We start from the raw sequence: 16,780 nt of genomic DNA on the forward strand, positions 1-16,780 counted from the left end.
TTTTTCTTTTGTCGCTTGTTATAATAGTAGCGCAATCAACGGCCGACTGGCCAAAAAGGTTGGGGAGAAATGATGCCATCGTATACACCGATGATTCAGCAATATTTGCACATTAAAGCGCAATATCCAGATGCATTTTTGTTTTTTCGTCTTGGTGACTTTTACGAAATGTTTTTTGATGACGCCATAAAGGCGGCGCAAGAATTAGAAATTACACTGACAAGCCGCGATGGAGGCGGCGATGAACGGGTGCCGATGTGCGGGGTTCCGTACCATTCGGCGCAAGGCTATATTGAACAACTTGTGGAAAAAGGCTATAAAGTTGCTATTTGCGAACAAGTCGAAGATCCGAAAACGGCAAAGGGCGTCGTGCGCCGCGAAGTCGTTCAGTTGGTTACCCCTGGCACGCTCATGGAGGGCAAAGGGCTCACCGAGAAAGAAAACCATTATTTAGCGACACTGACGCCGTTTGCTGACAGTACATACGGATTGGCTTACGCTGATTTGTCGACTGGCGAAGTTCGGTTGACACTCCTTTCTTCATGGGAGGAGACAGGAAACGAACTGCATGCTATCGGGGCGCGAGAAATCGTCATCAGCTCCGACAGCGCGGAAGAGTGGGTGCGTGAGCTGAAAGAACGGTACGGAGCGGCGATCTCGTATGAAGATGAAACATGGCTGCGGGATGAATGGAGCAGCGTGGCTGGTCACGTGACGCAAGAAAAGCTGCGGGTGACTGTCGCCCGCTTGCTTCATTATCTCGTCCGCACGCAAAAACGGCAGCTTGATCATTTACAGCCGGCCGAGCTGTATCAGGTCGATCAGTATATGAAAATGGATCGGCATTCGAAGCTGCACTTAGAGTTAGTTGAAACGGTGCGGTCAAAAGGAAGAAAAGGGTCGCTTTTATGGCTGTTAGACGAAACAGTGACGGCGATGGGCGGTCGGCTCTTAAAACAATGGCTTGACCGTCCGCTCATTGACCAGCGTGCAATCGAACGACGCCTCGATTTCGTGGAGACGTTGAAAACTTCTTATTTTGAACGGCACGAGCTGCGTGATCGGTTGCGCGACGTCTACGACATCGAGCGGCTCGTTGGCCGCATCGCCTACGGCAATGCCAACGCCCGCGATCTCGTGCAGCTGAAAAAATCGCTTTCCCAAGTGCCATCTCTTCGGCAGACGGTGAGCGGCTTGCCGCTTGCCGAAGTGGACGAGCTGGTTGGGCGCCTTGATCCGTGCGAAGAGCTTGTCGATTTGCTCGAGCGTGCCATTCAAGAACAGCCGCCGCTTTCCATTAAGGAAGGAAACATCATTAAAGACGGGTATGACGAGCGGCTTGACCGCTATCGTGACGCAAGCCGCAACGGCAAAGCGTGGATCGCCGAACTGGAGGCGAAAGAGCGGGAAGTCACCGGCATTAAATCGCTCAAAGTCGGTTACAATCGTGTATTCGGCTACTATATTGAAGTGACGAAGCCGAACCTTCCCCTCATCCCGGAAGGACGCTATGAACGGAAGCAGACACTCGCCAACGCTGAGCGCTTTATTACTGCGGAATTGAAAGAAAAAGAGGCGCTCATTTTAGAAGCGGAGGAAAAAAGCGTTGAACTCGAATATGAGCTGTTTGTCGCCATTCGCGAGCAGGTGAAGGAATACATTCCGCGCTTACAGACGCTGGCTAAAGCAATCGCTGAGCTCGATGTGCTTCAGGCATTGGCGACGGTGAGCGATGAGCGGCGTTATGTGCGCCCGCAGTTTTCCACCGAGCGCGTCTTAGCGATCGAAGGAGGCCGACACCCGGTCGTGGAAAAAGTGCTCGGTGCGCAAACATACGTGCCGAACGACTGCTACATGAATCGTGAGCGGGAAATGCTGCTCATCACCGGACCAAACATGGCCGGGAAAAGCACGTACATGCGGCAAGTGGCGCTCACCGCCATCATGGCGCAAATTGGTTGCTTCGTCCCGGCTGAGCGGGCGGTGCTGCCGATTTTTGATCAAGTGTTCACTCGTATCGGCGCTGCTGACGATTTGTCAGCCGGGCAAAGCACGTTTATGGTCGAAATGCTTGAGGCGCGCCGAGCCATCACTCACGCGACGCAAAACAGCCTCATTTTGTTCGATGAAATCGGGCGCGGCACATCGACATATGACGGTATGGCACTCGCCCAGGCGATGATCGAATACATTCACGACCATATCGGCGCGAAAACGTTGTTTAGCACACACTATCATGAGCTGACCGCGTTGGAAAGCTCGCTCGAACGGCTATGCAACGTTCATGCCCGTGCTGTCGAGGAAAACGGCAAAGTCGTCTTTTTGCATCAAATCGCCGACGGACCAGCCGACCGCAGTTACGGCATTCATGTTGCTGAGCTGGCCGGGTTGCCTATTTCACTCATTGAGCGCGCCCGGGACATTTTAGCCAAGCTCGAGCAATCGTCTGGAAACGGCTCCCTTGAACAAGGCATTGGAGAGGAAGCTGGGCGAGAGAATGGCTCGTTAATGGAAGCCGCTTCTCAGCAGCAAAGCGAGTTGGAGTTGACCGTGGGCTCGGCTGCTGATCGCGTGGTCGAACAGAGCGTTGAGCGGCAGGCCGAACATAGAGCAAGCGCGGGAAACGAAGCGACCTTTGAACAGTTGAGCATGTTTCCTGATTTAGCTCCGGCGCCTGTGGAGCTGCACTTGTCCAGCAAAGAGAAAAAGGCGCTCGCAGCATTGAAGGAGGTCAACTTGCTTGAGATGACGCCGCTTGAGGCGTTAAACAAGCTATATGAACTGCAAAAACTCCTTAAGTAACGGAGGTGGGGGGATGGGACGCATTCATAAGCTCGACGATCAGCTAGCAAACAAAATCGCCGCTGGCGAAGTTGTCGAACGGCCGGCTTCGGTGGTAAAAGAGCTCGTCGAGAACGCCATCGATGCCCACAGTACGGCGGTCGAAATTGAACTCGAGGAAGCTGGGATGACGAAAATCCGCGTCATCGACAACGGCGACGGAATGGAAGAAGAGGATTGCCTTCTTGCTTTTGAACGGCATGCGACAAGCAAAATTCAAGACGAGCACGACTTGTTCCGCATTCGCACGCTCGGCTTTCGCGGTGAGGCGTTGCCGAGCATTGCTTCAGTGTCCGAAGTGGAGCTTGTGACAAGCACCGGCAGCGGCCCGGGGACGAAGCTCGTGTTAAAAGGCGGTGCGCTCGTGGCCCGCGAGCGGGCGGCCGGGCGCAAAGGAACCGATATCACGGTATCCAACTTATTTTTCAACACCCCGGCGAGGTTGAAATATATGAAAACGATCCATACCGAGCTCGGTCATGCGGCTGATGTCGTCAACCGGCTGGCGCTCGCTCACCCGGATGTGTCATTCCGGCTTCGCCATCACGGCAAAACGTTGCTTGCGACAAACGGCAGCGGCGATGTCCGGCATGTGCTCGCTGCCATTTACGGTATGGAAACGGCAAAACAAATGATCCCGATTGAGGCGGAATCGCTCGATTTTACTGTCCGTGGCTATATTTCACTGCCGGAAGTGACGCGCGCTTCGCGCAATTATATGTCGCTCATTGTCAACGGGCGCTATGTGCGCAATATACCGCTGATGAAGGCCATTGAAGCCGGCTATCATACGCTCTTGCCGATCGGTCGCTATCCGATTGTATTTCTGGCGATTGAAATGGACCCGGTGCTCGTTGATGTGAACGTTCACCCGGCGAAACTGGAAGTCCGTTTCAGCAAAGAAGCGGAGTTAAACGAGCTCATTACCGCGACAATCCGCCAAGCGTTCCGCCAGCGGACGCTCATTCCATCCGTATCTGCCGACAGCAAAACGGTCAAAGCGAAGGCGGAGCAAGCATCTTGGACGTTTGCCCATCGCGTTCATGAACCGCCCGCCCAGCCCGACGGAAAGGCAGGGGGAACTAGCGATGTGACCGCAGCAGCGTCCCTGGCCAGTGAAGGATCGCTTTCCCCGTTGCCTGCAGCCGCCCAGGCTGATGCGCCTGCCGTTTCGGAAGAAGCCGAAGCGTCGGTGTTTTCGGAAAGAAGGACAGGCGTTGTCAACGATTTGCCTGCTGCTGAGTTGAAGCGGGATGCCGAGGTGGAGGAGGAACCGACCGAGGCGTGCCTGCCGGCTGATGAGCAAGCAGAGGAGAAACGAGCAGTCGACCGCCTCCCGCCGCTTTATCCGATCGGGCAGTTGCACGGCACTTATATTTTGGCGGAGAACGAACACGGACTCTATATGATCGACCAACATGCGGCGCAAGAACGGATCAACTACGAATATTTCCGGGAAAAACTTGGCGAAGTCACCAATGAGGTGCAAGAGCTGCTCGTCCCGCTAACGTTTGAATATCCGGCCGACGAATATGAGCGAATCGCCGCTTGCCGCGACGAGCTCGCCCGTTGCGGCGTGTTTCTTGAACCGTTCGGCCCGCGGGCGTTTCTCGTTCGTTCCCACCCTGTGTGGTTTCCAAAAGGGAAAGAAAAAGAGATCATCGAGGAAATGATCGAACACGTACTGACCGCCAAAACGGTCGATATAAAGCAGCTGCGCGAGCAAGCCGCTATCGTCATGAGCTGTAAGCGCGCCATTAAAGCGAATCAACATTTGCGCACCGACGAAATCTTCGCCTTGCTCGAAACGCTGCGGCAAACGACCGATCCGTTCACTTGCCCGCACGGCCGGCCGATCATCGTCCATTTTTCAACATATGAAATTGAAAAGTTATTTAAACGAGTAATGTAAATGGCGAGGGTGTCTTAACAGCAACGAGACCCCCTTTCTTCACTTGTATATGGGCGGCGAATGAATTCACCATTCTATTGTTTTACTAAAGGACAGGCTCTTTTTGAGTCAGTCCTGTTTTTTTGTAATCATTTTGTAATCTACTTTTATTCTTTCTGTTACAGACGAGTTGTTTTTATTTTACTATAATGGCTCATGTGCGGGAATACATGGCGATTTTTGTAGAGTGATAGCGAAATTTACCTAAGGAAATAGATAAATGTCAAATTGATGTCATAGGGGGATATAAAATGAAAAAAGCACTTGTATTTACCGGGACATTGATCGGATCATTATTAGCCAGCCATGCGGCCTCAGCAGCAAGCCACACGGTGCAAAAAGGCGATACGCTCTGGGGAATTTCGAAGAAATATAATACGACCGTCGATCGATTAAAACAACAAAACAATTTATCTTCCGATCTCATTTTTCCAGGCCAAGTATTGCAAGTAAATGGACAAAGCGGAAGTGGACAAGCAGCTTCCCATACATACACTGTCCAGCTCGGTGACACATTAAGCGGGATTGCTAAGAAGTTTGGCACAACGGTAGAAGCGTTGGTCAAACTAAACCCAAGCATTACGAATCCGGACTTCATCCGCGACGGCCAAGTGCTCAAAGTAACAGGCGGACAAGAAAACACCAATACATATACTGTTCGGCCGGCGGCCACGGCTGTGAACGGTCAGTACATCGCCCAAAAAGGGGATACATTATCGGAGATTGCGAACAAGTTTCAAACGACCGTTGACCGCTTGTTGTCGCTCAATCCGCAAATTACGAACCCGAATATGATTCGCGTTGGCCAAGCCATTAAAGTAACGGGTGGAACAACCGCTGTTCGCACCGAGCAACAAGGATCGACCGCCCAACAAACGAAACCGGCCGCTAAACCGGCTGCGTCTGAATCGTCTGCTTCACTTGCCGACAAAATCATCAAAATCGGCGAAAAATATTTAGGGGCGAGATATTTGTACGGAGCAGATCCATCGCGCACCGATGTGTTCGACTGCTCTTCGTTTACAATGCGTGTTTTTAGCGAAGCAGGCATTTCGCTGCCGCGTACATCGTCAGCCCAAGCACAAGCCGGCAAAGCGGTGTCGTTCAACCAATTGCAAAAAGGTGATCTTGTCTTTTTTGACACTGACTCGAACGGCACGATCAACCATGTTGGCATTTACGCTGGCAATGGGCAAATGATTAATGCGACTGTTTCGTTGGGCGTTACGTATTCGTCGCTCACTTCATCGTATTGGAAAACGCGGTTTGTAAAGGCGGTTCGCGTGCTTAACTAACGGGATGCTTACGGACATTTTGCCTGTTGCTTAAACATAGCCGAATGCGACAGAAGGCTGCTCGCATAAAGCACATGTGAGGCTTTAGCGGGCAGCTTTTTTCTTATGCATCCTGTGCACAGATTTCGCTTCAGCTACTGATCGACAGAACTGAGGGAATCATAAGGCCTGTCAATCATTTCATCCATCCCATCATAAGAAAAGGTGTCCCGTTGCTTGAGGGACACCTTTGGTCATTTTATTGGATAGGTTTTTTCGCTTTTCGCGTCACTTCTTGCTGGAATGAACGGATAAGAGATAGAACGATCAAGATCATGATGATCGCAAACGGAAACGCAGCGATGATGGACGCTGTCTGCAGCGATTCAAGGCCACCTACAAAAAGGAGGATGGTCGCGGTCGCTGATTGGATAACGCCCCAGATGAATTTGACCGAGTTTGGCGGGTTTAGGCTGCCGTTGGTCGTCTGCATGCCGAGCACAAACGTTGCCGAGTCCGCCGATGTGACAAAAAACGTACAAATGAGCAAAATAGCGATTCCTGAAAGCAGCGTTGAGAGCGGGAAATGTTCGAATGTAAAGAACAAGGCTGTCTCCATTCCTTTTTCATTCATTACCTCGCCAATGCCGGCATGTTGGAACTGCTCCAAATAAAGAGCTGAGCCGCCAAACACGGAAAACCAAAGGGCGCTGAAAATCGTTGGAACCACCAAGACACCGATCATAAATTCACGGATCGTGCGCCCACGGGAAATGCGAGCAATAAACGTCCCCACAAACGGCGCCCACGCGATCCACCATGCCCAATAAAAAACGGTCCATACTTTCGGCCAATCATTTTGTTCAAACGGATTGAGCCGGAAACTCATCGAGGGAAGGTTTTGTAAGTACGTTCCGATCGTCGCTGTGAACACATCCATAATAAAATTCGTTGGGCCGGCAAACAGCATGAAAAACATGAGCAGCAATGCGAGTGCAATATTGATGTTGCTCAGCCATTTTATGCCTTTGTTTAGGCCGGTTTGCGCCGAGAGCATAAACAGCACAGTGACGACCGCAATGATGAGCAATTGCGTCGAAAAGCTGTTCGGAACGCCAGGAAACAGCTGATGCAACCCCCCGCCGATTTGAATGGCTCCCAATCCTAATGAAGTGGCGACGCCAAAAACCGTTGCATATACGGCTAATGTATCAACAGCGATGCCGAGGCCACCCTCTGTCCGCGCGCCAAACAGCGGGCGCAGTGTGCGGCTAATGATGCCGGCTTCCTGCTTGCGAAACTGGAAGTAAGCGAGCGCCAAGGCAAGGATGCCGTAGATCGCCCATGGATGTAGCCCCCAATGAAAAAATGAGTAGCGCATCGCCAAACGGGCCGCTTCCGCCGTTGCCCCTTCCCCTGTTGGCGGCGTGTAATAGTGGGACACCGGTTCAGCCACTCCCCAAAACACTAACCCGATTCCCATTCCGGCGCTAAACAGCATAGCAAACCATGTCATATAGCTGTATTCCGGTTCTTCTCCGTCACGGCCGAGACGGATATTCCCATAGCGGGAAAAAATGAGAAACAAACAAAACGCTAAAAACAACGAAGCGCTAAGCAAATAAAACCAGCCGAATTTATCGATCAGAAACGAGTGCACCGCGCTGCTGACCGCCTTTAAATTGTAGCGTGGCAGCAAAGACTCCGGAACGACTCCCCAAATAATAAACACAATGGCAATCACAATCGAGATCCAAAAGATGGCTGTTGTTTTCTTCATTTCTCTCCTCCTTATTCTTATTATGTGCTGATATGATGGGAACCATGTTAGCGGTTTTGGGGGGGCCGCTTCTTAGAGTAACAAAATTCGACAACGAATACAAATGATCCAAATTTTTGACGCATATCATTTTGTGCCATGATTTTTTATCGTGTAAAATAAAATACTTGTAGTTTACTAAAAAAGGAGGTTATTTGCATGAACAGCCGTCTGTCGGTCATGGTCAGCATCGTGCTGGCGATGCTCGTCGCATCGATGGATACGACGATCATGAACACGACCATGCCGATCATCGCTAAGGAACTGGAGGGATTTTCCCTTTATGCGTGGACGTTTGCGTCGTACATGATTACGACAACCGTTCTGTCGCCGATTGCCGGTCGCCTGTCGGACTTATTCGGCCGCAAAAAAGTTTTCAGCTTTGGCATTATTTTATTTTTAATCGGTTCGCTTCTTTGCGGATTGTCGCAAAACATGGTGCAGCTCGTTTTGTTCCGCGCCTTGCAAGGGGTGGGGGCGGGATTTATGATGCCGTTTCCTGCGATTATTGCCGGTGATTTGTTCCCCGTAGAAAAGCGCGGAAAAATCCAAGCATTTTTTACTGCCATGTGGGGTCTTTCCGCTGTTTTAGCGCCGCTTTTGGGCTCGCTGTTTGTCGAGTATGCGACATGGCGCTGGATTTTTTATGTCAACATTCCGATTTGTGTGCTCTCGCTTTTAATGTTGCTTCCGTATAAAGAAGTGTATGAACCGAAGAGAGCGGCGATTGACTATGTGGGTGCAGCGCTGTTTGCGACGGCGATCAGCCTGCTTTTGCTCGTCACGGTCGTTGAACAGGGTCAATGGTGGTATGGTGCGGCTGGGGTGTTGTTGCTTGTCATCTTTTATTATTTCGAAAAACGGCAGCCATCGCCGCTCGTCCCGTTGTCGCTTGTTCATCACCGGACGCTCAAATGGATGAACATTAACGGGTTTGTCAGCTGCGTCGCCTTGTTTGGGACGTCAAGCTACATTCCGCTCTTTTTGCAAAATGTTGCCCACTTGTCGGTGTTTATGAGCGGGGTCGCTTTGCTCGGCTCGTCTGTCGGCTGGATGATCGCCGCTGTGCCGGCGGGGAAATGGATTTTGCGCTATGGTTACCGTTCTCTTCTCATCATCGGTAACGTGCTACTTGTCGCTTCCGGCCTTTTTCTCGCCTTACTCAACGAGAGCCATGGGTTTTGGTATGTCTTTTTCATCATGTTCTTACAAGGGCTGTCGTTTGGCTTGACATCGACCGTTGGCGTCATTGGCTCGCAACAGCTTGCGGATGCTCATGAAAAGGGGATTGCGACTTCCTTTTTTATGTTTTGCCGCAATATCGGCACAGCGATTGGCGTCACGGTGATGGGAGCGTTTTTGGCGCAGGCGTCGACATTTATGGCCGGTATTCGTCACCTGTTTTTATTTGGCTTAATCGGCAGCATCATCGCCATGATTACCTCACTTTTTATTCGTGATGAAACGGAAGCCGACCGGAACAACCAGCAGTCAGAAGGGATGGCATAAAGTCGGGCGGCATGCCACCGCATGGCCGCCAAAAAAACGGTTAAACATTGGCGGCCATCATCCGATACTATAAGTGGAACGACCGATTTCTTTTAAAAACGGGGGATGTATTAATGAAGATGACGGTTCGCAAAAAATTGTTGGCTGGCTTCGGTCTCGTCTACGTGTTAATCGCACTGCTGGTCGGTTTTGCCTGTTATGAGATGTCGACGCTTGACCGTACATACACAGACGTCATCGATAATCGGATGCCAAAACTTGTTGATGCGAAACAGCTCGAAGTGCTCATCCGCCGCCAAGTCGGCAGCATGCGCGGCTATTTGTTGAGCGGCGATGAGACCGAGCGGGAGAATTTTGAAAAGGCACATGAGGAGTATAAAAAAACAAGTGAAACGCTCGATGCTTCGCTAACACAAGAGAAAACGAAACAGTTGCTTGCCGAGCTCGATTTGCTTGAGCAACAGTTTTACGAGCTCTCCCAAAGAGCGTTTGAGTTAAAGGAGCAAAACAAACCGGAGCAATATAATGCGCTTGTCATAACAACAGGGCGCGATATAACGGCTCAATTTGATGTGAAAATGAACGAATTTGTCGCCCTGCAGCAACGAGAATTAGATCGGGCAAGCCATAACGCGAGCGCCTCAGCCGAACGTGTTCTTCGGCTTGTTCTTATCGTCAGTGTGTTGGCGGTGGCGGCTGGAGCGATCGTCAGCTACTACATCAGTCGTTCGCTTTCTCTCCCGTTGCTTGCGCTGTCAGAAGCGGCGAAGCGGATTGCTGCCGGCGACTTGACCGAGACGAAAACCGGCGTGCGCAACCGTGATGAAATCGGCGAGCTTGCCGCTTCGTTTGAACAAATGGCGAAAAATTTGCGCGGCGTGTTGCATGAAGTGGCGCAAAACGCCGAACAAGTCGCCGCTTCCTCGGAAGAGCTAGCGGCGAGCGCCGAACAGACGAGCAAGGCGACTGAGCAAATCGCCATGACGATCCAAGGTGTTGCTTCCGGTGTGGACAAACAAATGCAAAGCGTCGAAGAAACGTCCGCCGCTGTCAACACCATGTCTGAACAAATCGGGCAAATCTCCGAGCGGGCGCAAAGCGTAGCGGCCATCGCTGCCGAAACATCAAAACAGGCAGCGGATGGTGGGCAAACGATCGAGGCGAGCGTCGCACAAATGAACAAGGTGAACGGCACGGTTGAACAGCTGGCCGAAGTGATTAAAGGGCTTGGCCGCCGTTCCGAGCAAATCGGCTCGATTATTGAGGCGATCCGCAATATTGCGGCGCAGACGAACTTGCTCGCTTTAAACGCTGCCATTGAGGCTGCACGTGCCGGCGAGCACGGACGCGGCTTTGCGGTCGTCGCCGATGAGGTGCGGAAGCTGGCTGAGCAATCGGCCGAATCAGCGCGGCAAATCGCTGAATTGATCGCTGCCATTCAAGAAGAAACGGCTCACGCCGTCCAATCGATGGAGTCAGTCGTCAACGAAGTGACAGCCGGAACGGGAGTCATCCGCACTTCGGGCGAAACGTTCAGCCAGATCCGTGCTGCCGTTGACGAAGTGGCCAAGCAAATTCGCGACGTATCCGCTTCGGTTAGCGAGATGGCTGCCTCCTCGGAACAAATTGTGCGTTCCGTTCAGCTTGTCGCTGATGTCGCAGAATCGACATCCGCCGGCACGCAGGAAGTATCGGCGGCGACCGAAGAGCAGCTGGCGTCAATGGAAGAAATTTCGGCTTCTGCCGCATCGCTATCGAAAATGGCTGATGATTTGCAGGCGATTGTTAGAAAATTTTCGCTCTGATGAGGAACGCCTTTTACGGCGTTCATTTTTTTTTGGGACAGTTCAGGGGGGTGAAAGGAAAGAACGGCGATTTTTCGTGTTGCTATGTATAAAACGGAGGGGGGATGGCGAAAACGTAGGAAAGAAATTGTTTCATGTGTTGCCGTTTTTATGTATAATGGTGTTTGATACGAGTTCAGCAACAGAAAGCAGTGGCACACCATGACAGAAAAAATTGTTGTCATTGTCGGACCGACAGCAGTCGGCAAAACGAAGCTCGGCATTGCATTGGCGAAGAAGCTAGGCGGGGAGATCATCAGCGGCGACTCGATGCAAATTTATAAAGGGATGGACATTGGCACCGCGAAAGTCAAGCCCGATGAAATGGAAGGAGTTCCACACCATTTGCTTGACATTAAAGAGCCGTGCGAACCGTTTTCCGTCGTCGAATTTCAGCGGCTCGCCCGCGCGCTCATCACCGATATTTCCGCCCGCGGCCGACTGCCGATCATCGTCGGCGGCACTGGGCTGTACATTCAAGCTGCCATTTACGATTACCGATTTTCCGACGCCCCTTCCGATGAAGCATACCGTCGGGCGCTTAGGCAGTTGGCGGCTGAACAAGGAGCCGAGGCACTTCACGAGCAGCTTAAGGCCGTCGACCCGGAAAGCGCGGCGCGCATTCATCCGAACAATGTCCGCCGTGTCATTCGTGCGCTCGAAGTGTACCATTGCACGGGGAAACCGTTCAGTGAATGGCAGCGCGGACAGCAACGGCAACTGTTATACGAAACGGCCCTCATCGGGCTGACAGCGGAGCGGAGCGTGCTTTACCGACGCATTAATGAACGGGTTGATGAGATGATCGCTGAAGGGCTGATTGAAGAGGTAAGGTCGCTATACGATCGCGGCCTGCGTGATTGTCAGGCAGTGCAGGCGATCGGCTACAAAGAGCTGTACGACTATTTTGATGGCCGCGTCTCCCTCGACGAAGCGATCGAGCAGCTGAAGCAAAATTCGCGCCGCTACGCGAAGCGGCAGCTGACGTGGTTTCGCAACCAAATGCCGGTAGAATGGTTTGACATGACGGATCCCGAAAAGTTTGCCGTCAAGGTGGAGGAAATTTTTCGCTACATAGCAGGAAAGCTTCGACTTGAAGCGAATATATAACCATATCCTTAGAGAGAAAAGAGGAGGACGTTCCATGAAAAATACGATCAACATTCAAGACCAGTTTTTAAACCAGTTGCGCAAAGAAGGTATCCAAGTAACGGTGTTCTTATTGAACGGCTTCCAGCTGCGCGGATACATTAAAGGATTTGATAACTTCACCGTGTTGCTTGAAGTGCAAGGAAAACAGCAGCTCATCTACAAACATGCCATTTCGACGTTTGCGCCGGAACGGAACATCCAGTTTGAAACCGAGCAATGATGCCGCTGGTACATAAGCCGCGACAAAAAAGACGCCTCCTTTGGGGCGTCTTTTTCCGTATTTCTCGACTTGCACCGCCCTCTCTCCTGCTTTTTTGCCCCGACTCGCGTCGCTTTTTCATTTCCGATGCGTAAACGACCGCTGATCTGAATAAAAATATACAAACTTTCCCTTGCTACAATTGACCGACCGGCTGATCGTTTGGGTGATTGTCACGGATTGGCGGCGGCGTACGTATACTAATAAAGAAAAGGCGAGGCGTCGACAGCCAGGTCGGAATGGGTGCGGATGGCAGAAAACGGGAAGCGAGGTGACGCCCCTTGTCAGAATTGACGATGAACAAAGCGAAAGGGCAAATTAATATTGTGTTGAATTCGAAAACAGTGAATCATTTAGTGAAAGAAGAGCGAAACGACTGGCTTGATGGGGAAGAGCATCAGGCGCTTCGCAATATTCAAAAAGAACTAGACCAATTGATCGGGCTTGATCATGTCAAAAAAATCGTCAAGGAAATTTACGCCTGGCTGTACATTAGCCGGAGGCGCAAAGAAAACGGCTTAAAAGCAAACCGTCAAGCGCTCCATATGATTTTCAAAGGAAATCCCGGAACGGGAAAAACGACAGTGGCGCGTCTGCTTGGCAAACTGTTTTTTGAGATGAACGTGCTGTCGAAAGGACATTTCATTGAGGCCGAGCGGGCTGATTTAGTAGGGGAATATATTGGGCATACAGCAAACAAAACGCGCGACTTGATCAAAAAAGCGCGCGGTGGCGTTTTGTTTATCGATGAAGCGTATTCGCTCGCCCGCGGCGGTGAAAAAGATTTCGGTAAAGAGGCGATTGATACCCTCGTCAAAGGGATGGAAGACTACTGTGATGACTTGGTCGTCATTTTAGCCGGCTATCCGAGGGAAATGGATTATTTTTTGTCATTAAATCCCGGCTTGCCGTCGCGTTTTCCGTTGACGATTGAGTTTCCGGATTATACGGTCGAGGAGCTTGTGCAAATCGCCAAGCAAATGTTGCGTGAGCGCGAATATGAAATGACGCCAGAGGCGGAGCGGAAGCTGTACGTCCATTTAGAGGGGACGCTCGAGGCAGCAGGTCGGATGAAGTTCAGCAATGGTCGCTACGTCCGCAATTTAATTGAGAAAGCGATTCGCAAGCAGGCGGTTCGTCTTCTTCATGAAGGACGCTACGACAAAAAAGAGCTGATGACGATCCGCGATCGAGATTTAGTCATTTACTCTTAAAAAGAAAGGGAGATCTCCCTTTCTTTTTTTGGCTGCAAAAGAGGAATGTCGTTAAAAAGGGCGAATACATAAACAACGAGGGCTAATGTACTAATTAATCTGAATTATCTGTCTAGTGAACCTGCCTGCCCTATGTCCATTTGGAAAAAGGGGGAAAGGCGCTTGTACGTAACGATTGGGGACATGTTTTCCCAGACGGTAAGGAAATTTCCGATGCGCGAGGCGGTCGTAGAGGTGGCGACCGGACGCCGTTACACGTACGCAGAATGGGAGGTGGAAGTGAACCGATGGGCGAACGCCTTTCTTGAAGCCGGCGTCCGCAAAGGAGATCGCGTCTCGACAGTGCTATACAACACGCTCGAGCTCGCCACCGCCTTGTTTGCCTGCGCAAAAATTGGCGCGGTGTTCAACCCGATCAATTTTCGGTTGAAAGCGGAGGAAATCGCCTATATTTTGATGGACGCCGAACCGAAAATCGTCATATTTGAGCGGTCGGTCGAGCCGCAGCTTGCCGCAATCAGCAGCCGTTTTCCGCACGTGTCATTTTGGTCGATCGATGGCGATCCGCCGCCGTTTGCCAAAAACGCCTATGAGCAGGTAGTTCAGGCTACGGATGAAGCGCCGCACGTTCATGTGGAAGAAAGCGACCTTTACGCCATTATGTACACAAGCGGCACAACCGGGCGGCCAAAAGGGGTGATGCACCGGCATCGTGACATGATCGAACAAAGTGTCGTTTGCCAAGGCGTGATGCGCATCCGGGAAACGGACCGCGGGTTGGCGGCAGCGCCGCTGTTCCATTGTGCCGAGCTGCATTGTTGCTTGCTGCCGCGCGTGCATGCCGGAGCAGCGAGTGTCATTTTGCATCATTTTGACGCCAAGCTCGTTCTCGAAACAATCGAACGCGAACGAATTACCCTCATGTTCGGCGCCCCAACAATGTGGAATATGATATTGCAGGAGAATGTAAGCGGTTACGACATCTCTTCGCTCCGCCTCGGATTGTACGGCGCCGCTCCGATGGCTCCGGCGCTTGTAAGGCAATGTCAAGAGCGGCTCGGCATCGGGCTCATTCAAGCGTACGGTATGACGGAAATGGGGCCGGCAGTCACGTTTTTGTTGGAAGACGAGCAGCTGAAAAAAGCCGGTTCTGCTGGCCGTGCTTGCGTGAATCATGAAATTCGCGTCGTCCGCGCGCGGGAAGACGGACCGTCCGACCCGGACGATGTGCTGCCGCCAGGTGAAGTCGGTGAGATCGTCATGCGCGGGCCGTGCATGATGGCGGGGTACTACAAGCGCGAAGAGGCGACGGAAAAGGCATTGTACAAAGGTTGGTACCATTCTGGCGACCTCGGCTACGTTGACGAAGACGGCTACTTGTACGTCGCTGACCGGGTTGATGATATGATCATCAGCGGTGGAGAAAACGTCTATCCGCGCGAGGTGGAGGATGTGCTGTATGAGCATCCCGGCGTGCTTGACGTTGCCGTGCTCGGTGAGCCGGATGAGCTGTGGGGGGAAAAAGTCGTCGCCTTTGTTGTCAAAAAAGACGCTCTCCTCACTGCTGACGAACTTGAGCAGTTTTGCAAAACGAGCGATCGTCTCGCTCCGTACAAGCGGCCGCGCGCCTATTATTTCATCGACGTCCTGCCGCGCAACGCGAGCGGCAAAATTCAAAAGTTTTTGCTGCGCGAGCGGCTGAAACAGCAGGCGGCGGGCGGGACAAACAAGCAGTGACAGAACGGAAAAGAGGGATACATGGTGACAGCCCGCTATTTGCGAGAAGAGCACCACATCTTCCGCGAGGCATTCCGCAAGTTTTTGGAGAAAGAGGCATATCCGTATTATGACGAATGGGAACAACGCGGCATCATTCCGCGGTCGTTTTGGGCGAAAATGGGAGAAAACGGTTTTCTTTGCCCATGGGTGGATGAGAAGTATGGGGGGTTAAACGCCGATTTTGCCTATTCGGTCGTCATCAATGAAGAGTTGGAAAAAGTCGGTTCAAGCCTTGTCGGCATTGGACTGCATAACGATATTGTGACACCGTATATCGCGTCGTATGGAACCGAAGAGCAAAAGCAAAAATGGCTGCCGAAATGCATAAGCGGCGAGCTCATTACAGCGATCGCCATGACTGAGCCGGGAGCTGGGTCGGATTTAGCGAACATTTCGACAACGGCGGTCAAAGACGGTGACTACTACATCGTCAACGGGCAAAAAACGTTTATTACAAACGGCATTCATGCCGATTTGATCGTCGTCGCTTGCAAAACTGATCCGCACGCGAAACCGCCGCATCGCGGCATTAGTCTGTTGGTCGTTGAACGTGACACGCCGGGGTTTACGCGCGGGCGGAAGCTCGAGAAAGTCGGGCTGCACGCCCAAGATACGGCGGAGCTGTTTTTCCAAGATGCGAAAGTGCCGAAAGAAAACTTGCTTGGGGAGGAAGGAAAAGGGTTTTACTATTTGATGGAAAAGCTCCAGCAGGAGCGGCTCGTGGTCGCCATCGCCGCTCAAACGGCGGCCGAAGTGATGTTTTCGTTGGCGAAGCACTATGTAAAGCAGCGTTCAGCGTTCGGCAGGCGGGTGAGCGAGTTTCAAACCGTTCAGTTCCGCCTTGCCGAAATGGCGACTGACATCGCCATCGGGCGTACGTTTGTCGATCGTGTCATCGAGGAGCATATGGCCGGAAAACAAATTGTGACGGAAGTATCGATGGCGAAATGGTGGATCACGGAGATGGCGAAACGTGTCGCGGCTGAAGCCATGCAGCTCCACGGCGGCTACGGCTATATGGAAGAATACGAGATCGCTCGGCGCTATCGCGATATTCCAGTGAGCGCCATTTACGCCGGAACGAACGAGATGATGAAAACGATCATCGCCCGGCAGCTAGACTTATAGAAAGAGGGAC

The 16,780-nt window shown here is 51.8% G+C and carries 11 protein-coding genes; 10 read left to right on the plus strand and 1 reads right to left on the minus strand.

The genetic code is table 11. The features are described from left to right. Positions 1-72 precede the first annotated feature (72 nt). From mutS to NSQ22_RS06810, 3 genes are all read left to right on the plus strand, one after another. Positions 73-2,802 carry a DNA mismatch repair protein MutS gene (gene mutS / locus NSQ22_RS06800; RefSeq protein ID WP_081157110.1) on the plus strand — a complete coding sequence of 910 codons (2,730 nt, stop codon included), beginning with the start codon at positions 73-75 and terminating at the stop codon, positions 2,800-2,802. Between the two features lie 13 nt (positions 2,803-2,815). Then, positions 2,816-4,753 carry a DNA mismatch repair endonuclease MutL gene (mutL, locus tag NSQ22_RS06805; RefSeq protein WP_087959940.1) on the plus strand — a complete coding sequence of 646 codons (1,938 nt, stop codon included), beginning with the start codon at positions 2,816-2,818 and terminating at the stop codon, positions 4,751-4,753. Positions 4,754-5,043: 290 nt separating this feature from the next. Next, positions 5,044-6,087, plus strand: coding sequence for a C40 family peptidase (locus NSQ22_RS06810; protein WP_008878497.1), 1,044 nt, complete (start codon positions 5,044-5,046; stop codon positions 6,085-6,087). A gap of 238 nt (positions 6,088-6,325) precedes the next feature. Here the strand turns inward: NSQ22_RS06810 and NSQ22_RS06815 are convergent, their stop codons facing one another. Next, complete coding sequence (locus tag NSQ22_RS06815; RefSeq protein ID WP_087959941.1) at positions 6,326-7,846, minus strand: BCCT family transporter; 1,521 nt, start codon at positions 7,844-7,846, stop codon at positions 6,326-6,328. 198 nt (positions 7,847-8,044) lie between these two features. On the opposite strand from NSQ22_RS06815, the gene NSQ22_RS06820 reads away from it, so the two are divergent. The 7 genes from NSQ22_RS06820 to NSQ22_RS06850 all read left to right on the plus strand — a co-directional run bounded on the left by NSQ22_RS06820 (position 8,045) and on the right by NSQ22_RS06850 (position 16,770). After that, a complete protein-coding gene (locus tag NSQ22_RS06820; protein WP_087959942.1) occupies positions 8,045-9,394 on the plus strand; it encodes an MDR family MFS transporter in 1,350 nt (449 codons plus the stop codon). A gap of 113 nt (positions 9,395-9,507) precedes the next feature. Beyond that, positions 9,508-11,199, plus strand: a complete 1,692-nt coding sequence (locus tag NSQ22_RS06825; protein ID WP_008879548.1) for a methyl-accepting chemotaxis protein — start codon at positions 9,508-9,510, stop codon at positions 11,197-11,199. 201 nt (positions 11,200-11,400) lie between these two features. After that, complete coding sequence (miaA, locus tag NSQ22_RS06830; RefSeq protein ID WP_029760505.1) at positions 11,401-12,348, plus strand: tRNA (adenosine(37)-N6)-dimethylallyltransferase MiaA; 948 nt, start codon at positions 11,401-11,403, stop codon at positions 12,346-12,348. A 34-nt stretch (positions 12,349-12,382) separates the two neighbouring features. After that, the gene (gene hfq, locus NSQ22_RS06835; RefSeq protein WP_008879546.1) at positions 12,383-12,610 is read left to right on the plus strand and encodes an RNA chaperone Hfq; all 228 of its coding nucleotides are present in this window, start codon (positions 12,383-12,385) and stop codon (positions 12,608-12,610) included. A gap of 320 nt (positions 12,611-12,930) precedes the next feature. Continuing rightward, positions 12,931-13,863: a stage V sporulation protein K gene (gene spoVK / locus NSQ22_RS06840; RefSeq protein ID WP_008879545.1), complete on the plus strand. Its 933-nt coding sequence runs from the start codon at positions 12,931-12,933 to the stop codon at positions 13,861-13,863. Between the two features lie 162 nt (positions 13,864-14,025). Next, a complete protein-coding gene (locus NSQ22_RS06845) occupies positions 14,026-15,600 on the plus strand; it encodes a fatty acid--CoA ligase (RefSeq protein ID WP_011887180.1) in 1,575 nt (524 codons plus the stop codon). A 24-nt stretch (positions 15,601-15,624) separates the two neighbouring features. Beyond that, the gene (locus tag NSQ22_RS06850) at positions 15,625-16,770 is read left to right on the plus strand and encodes an acyl-CoA dehydrogenase family protein (RefSeq protein ID WP_081157256.1); all 1,146 of its coding nucleotides are present in this window, start codon (positions 15,625-15,627) and stop codon (positions 16,768-16,770) included. The last annotated feature ends 10 nt before the right edge of the window (positions 16,771-16,780 follow it).

Origin of the sequence: Geobacillus sp. FSL K6-3411, assembly GCF_037965715.1 — a bacterium.
GTDB lineage: Bacteria > Bacillota > Bacilli > Bacillales > Anoxybacillaceae > Geobacillus > Geobacillus thermodenitrificans.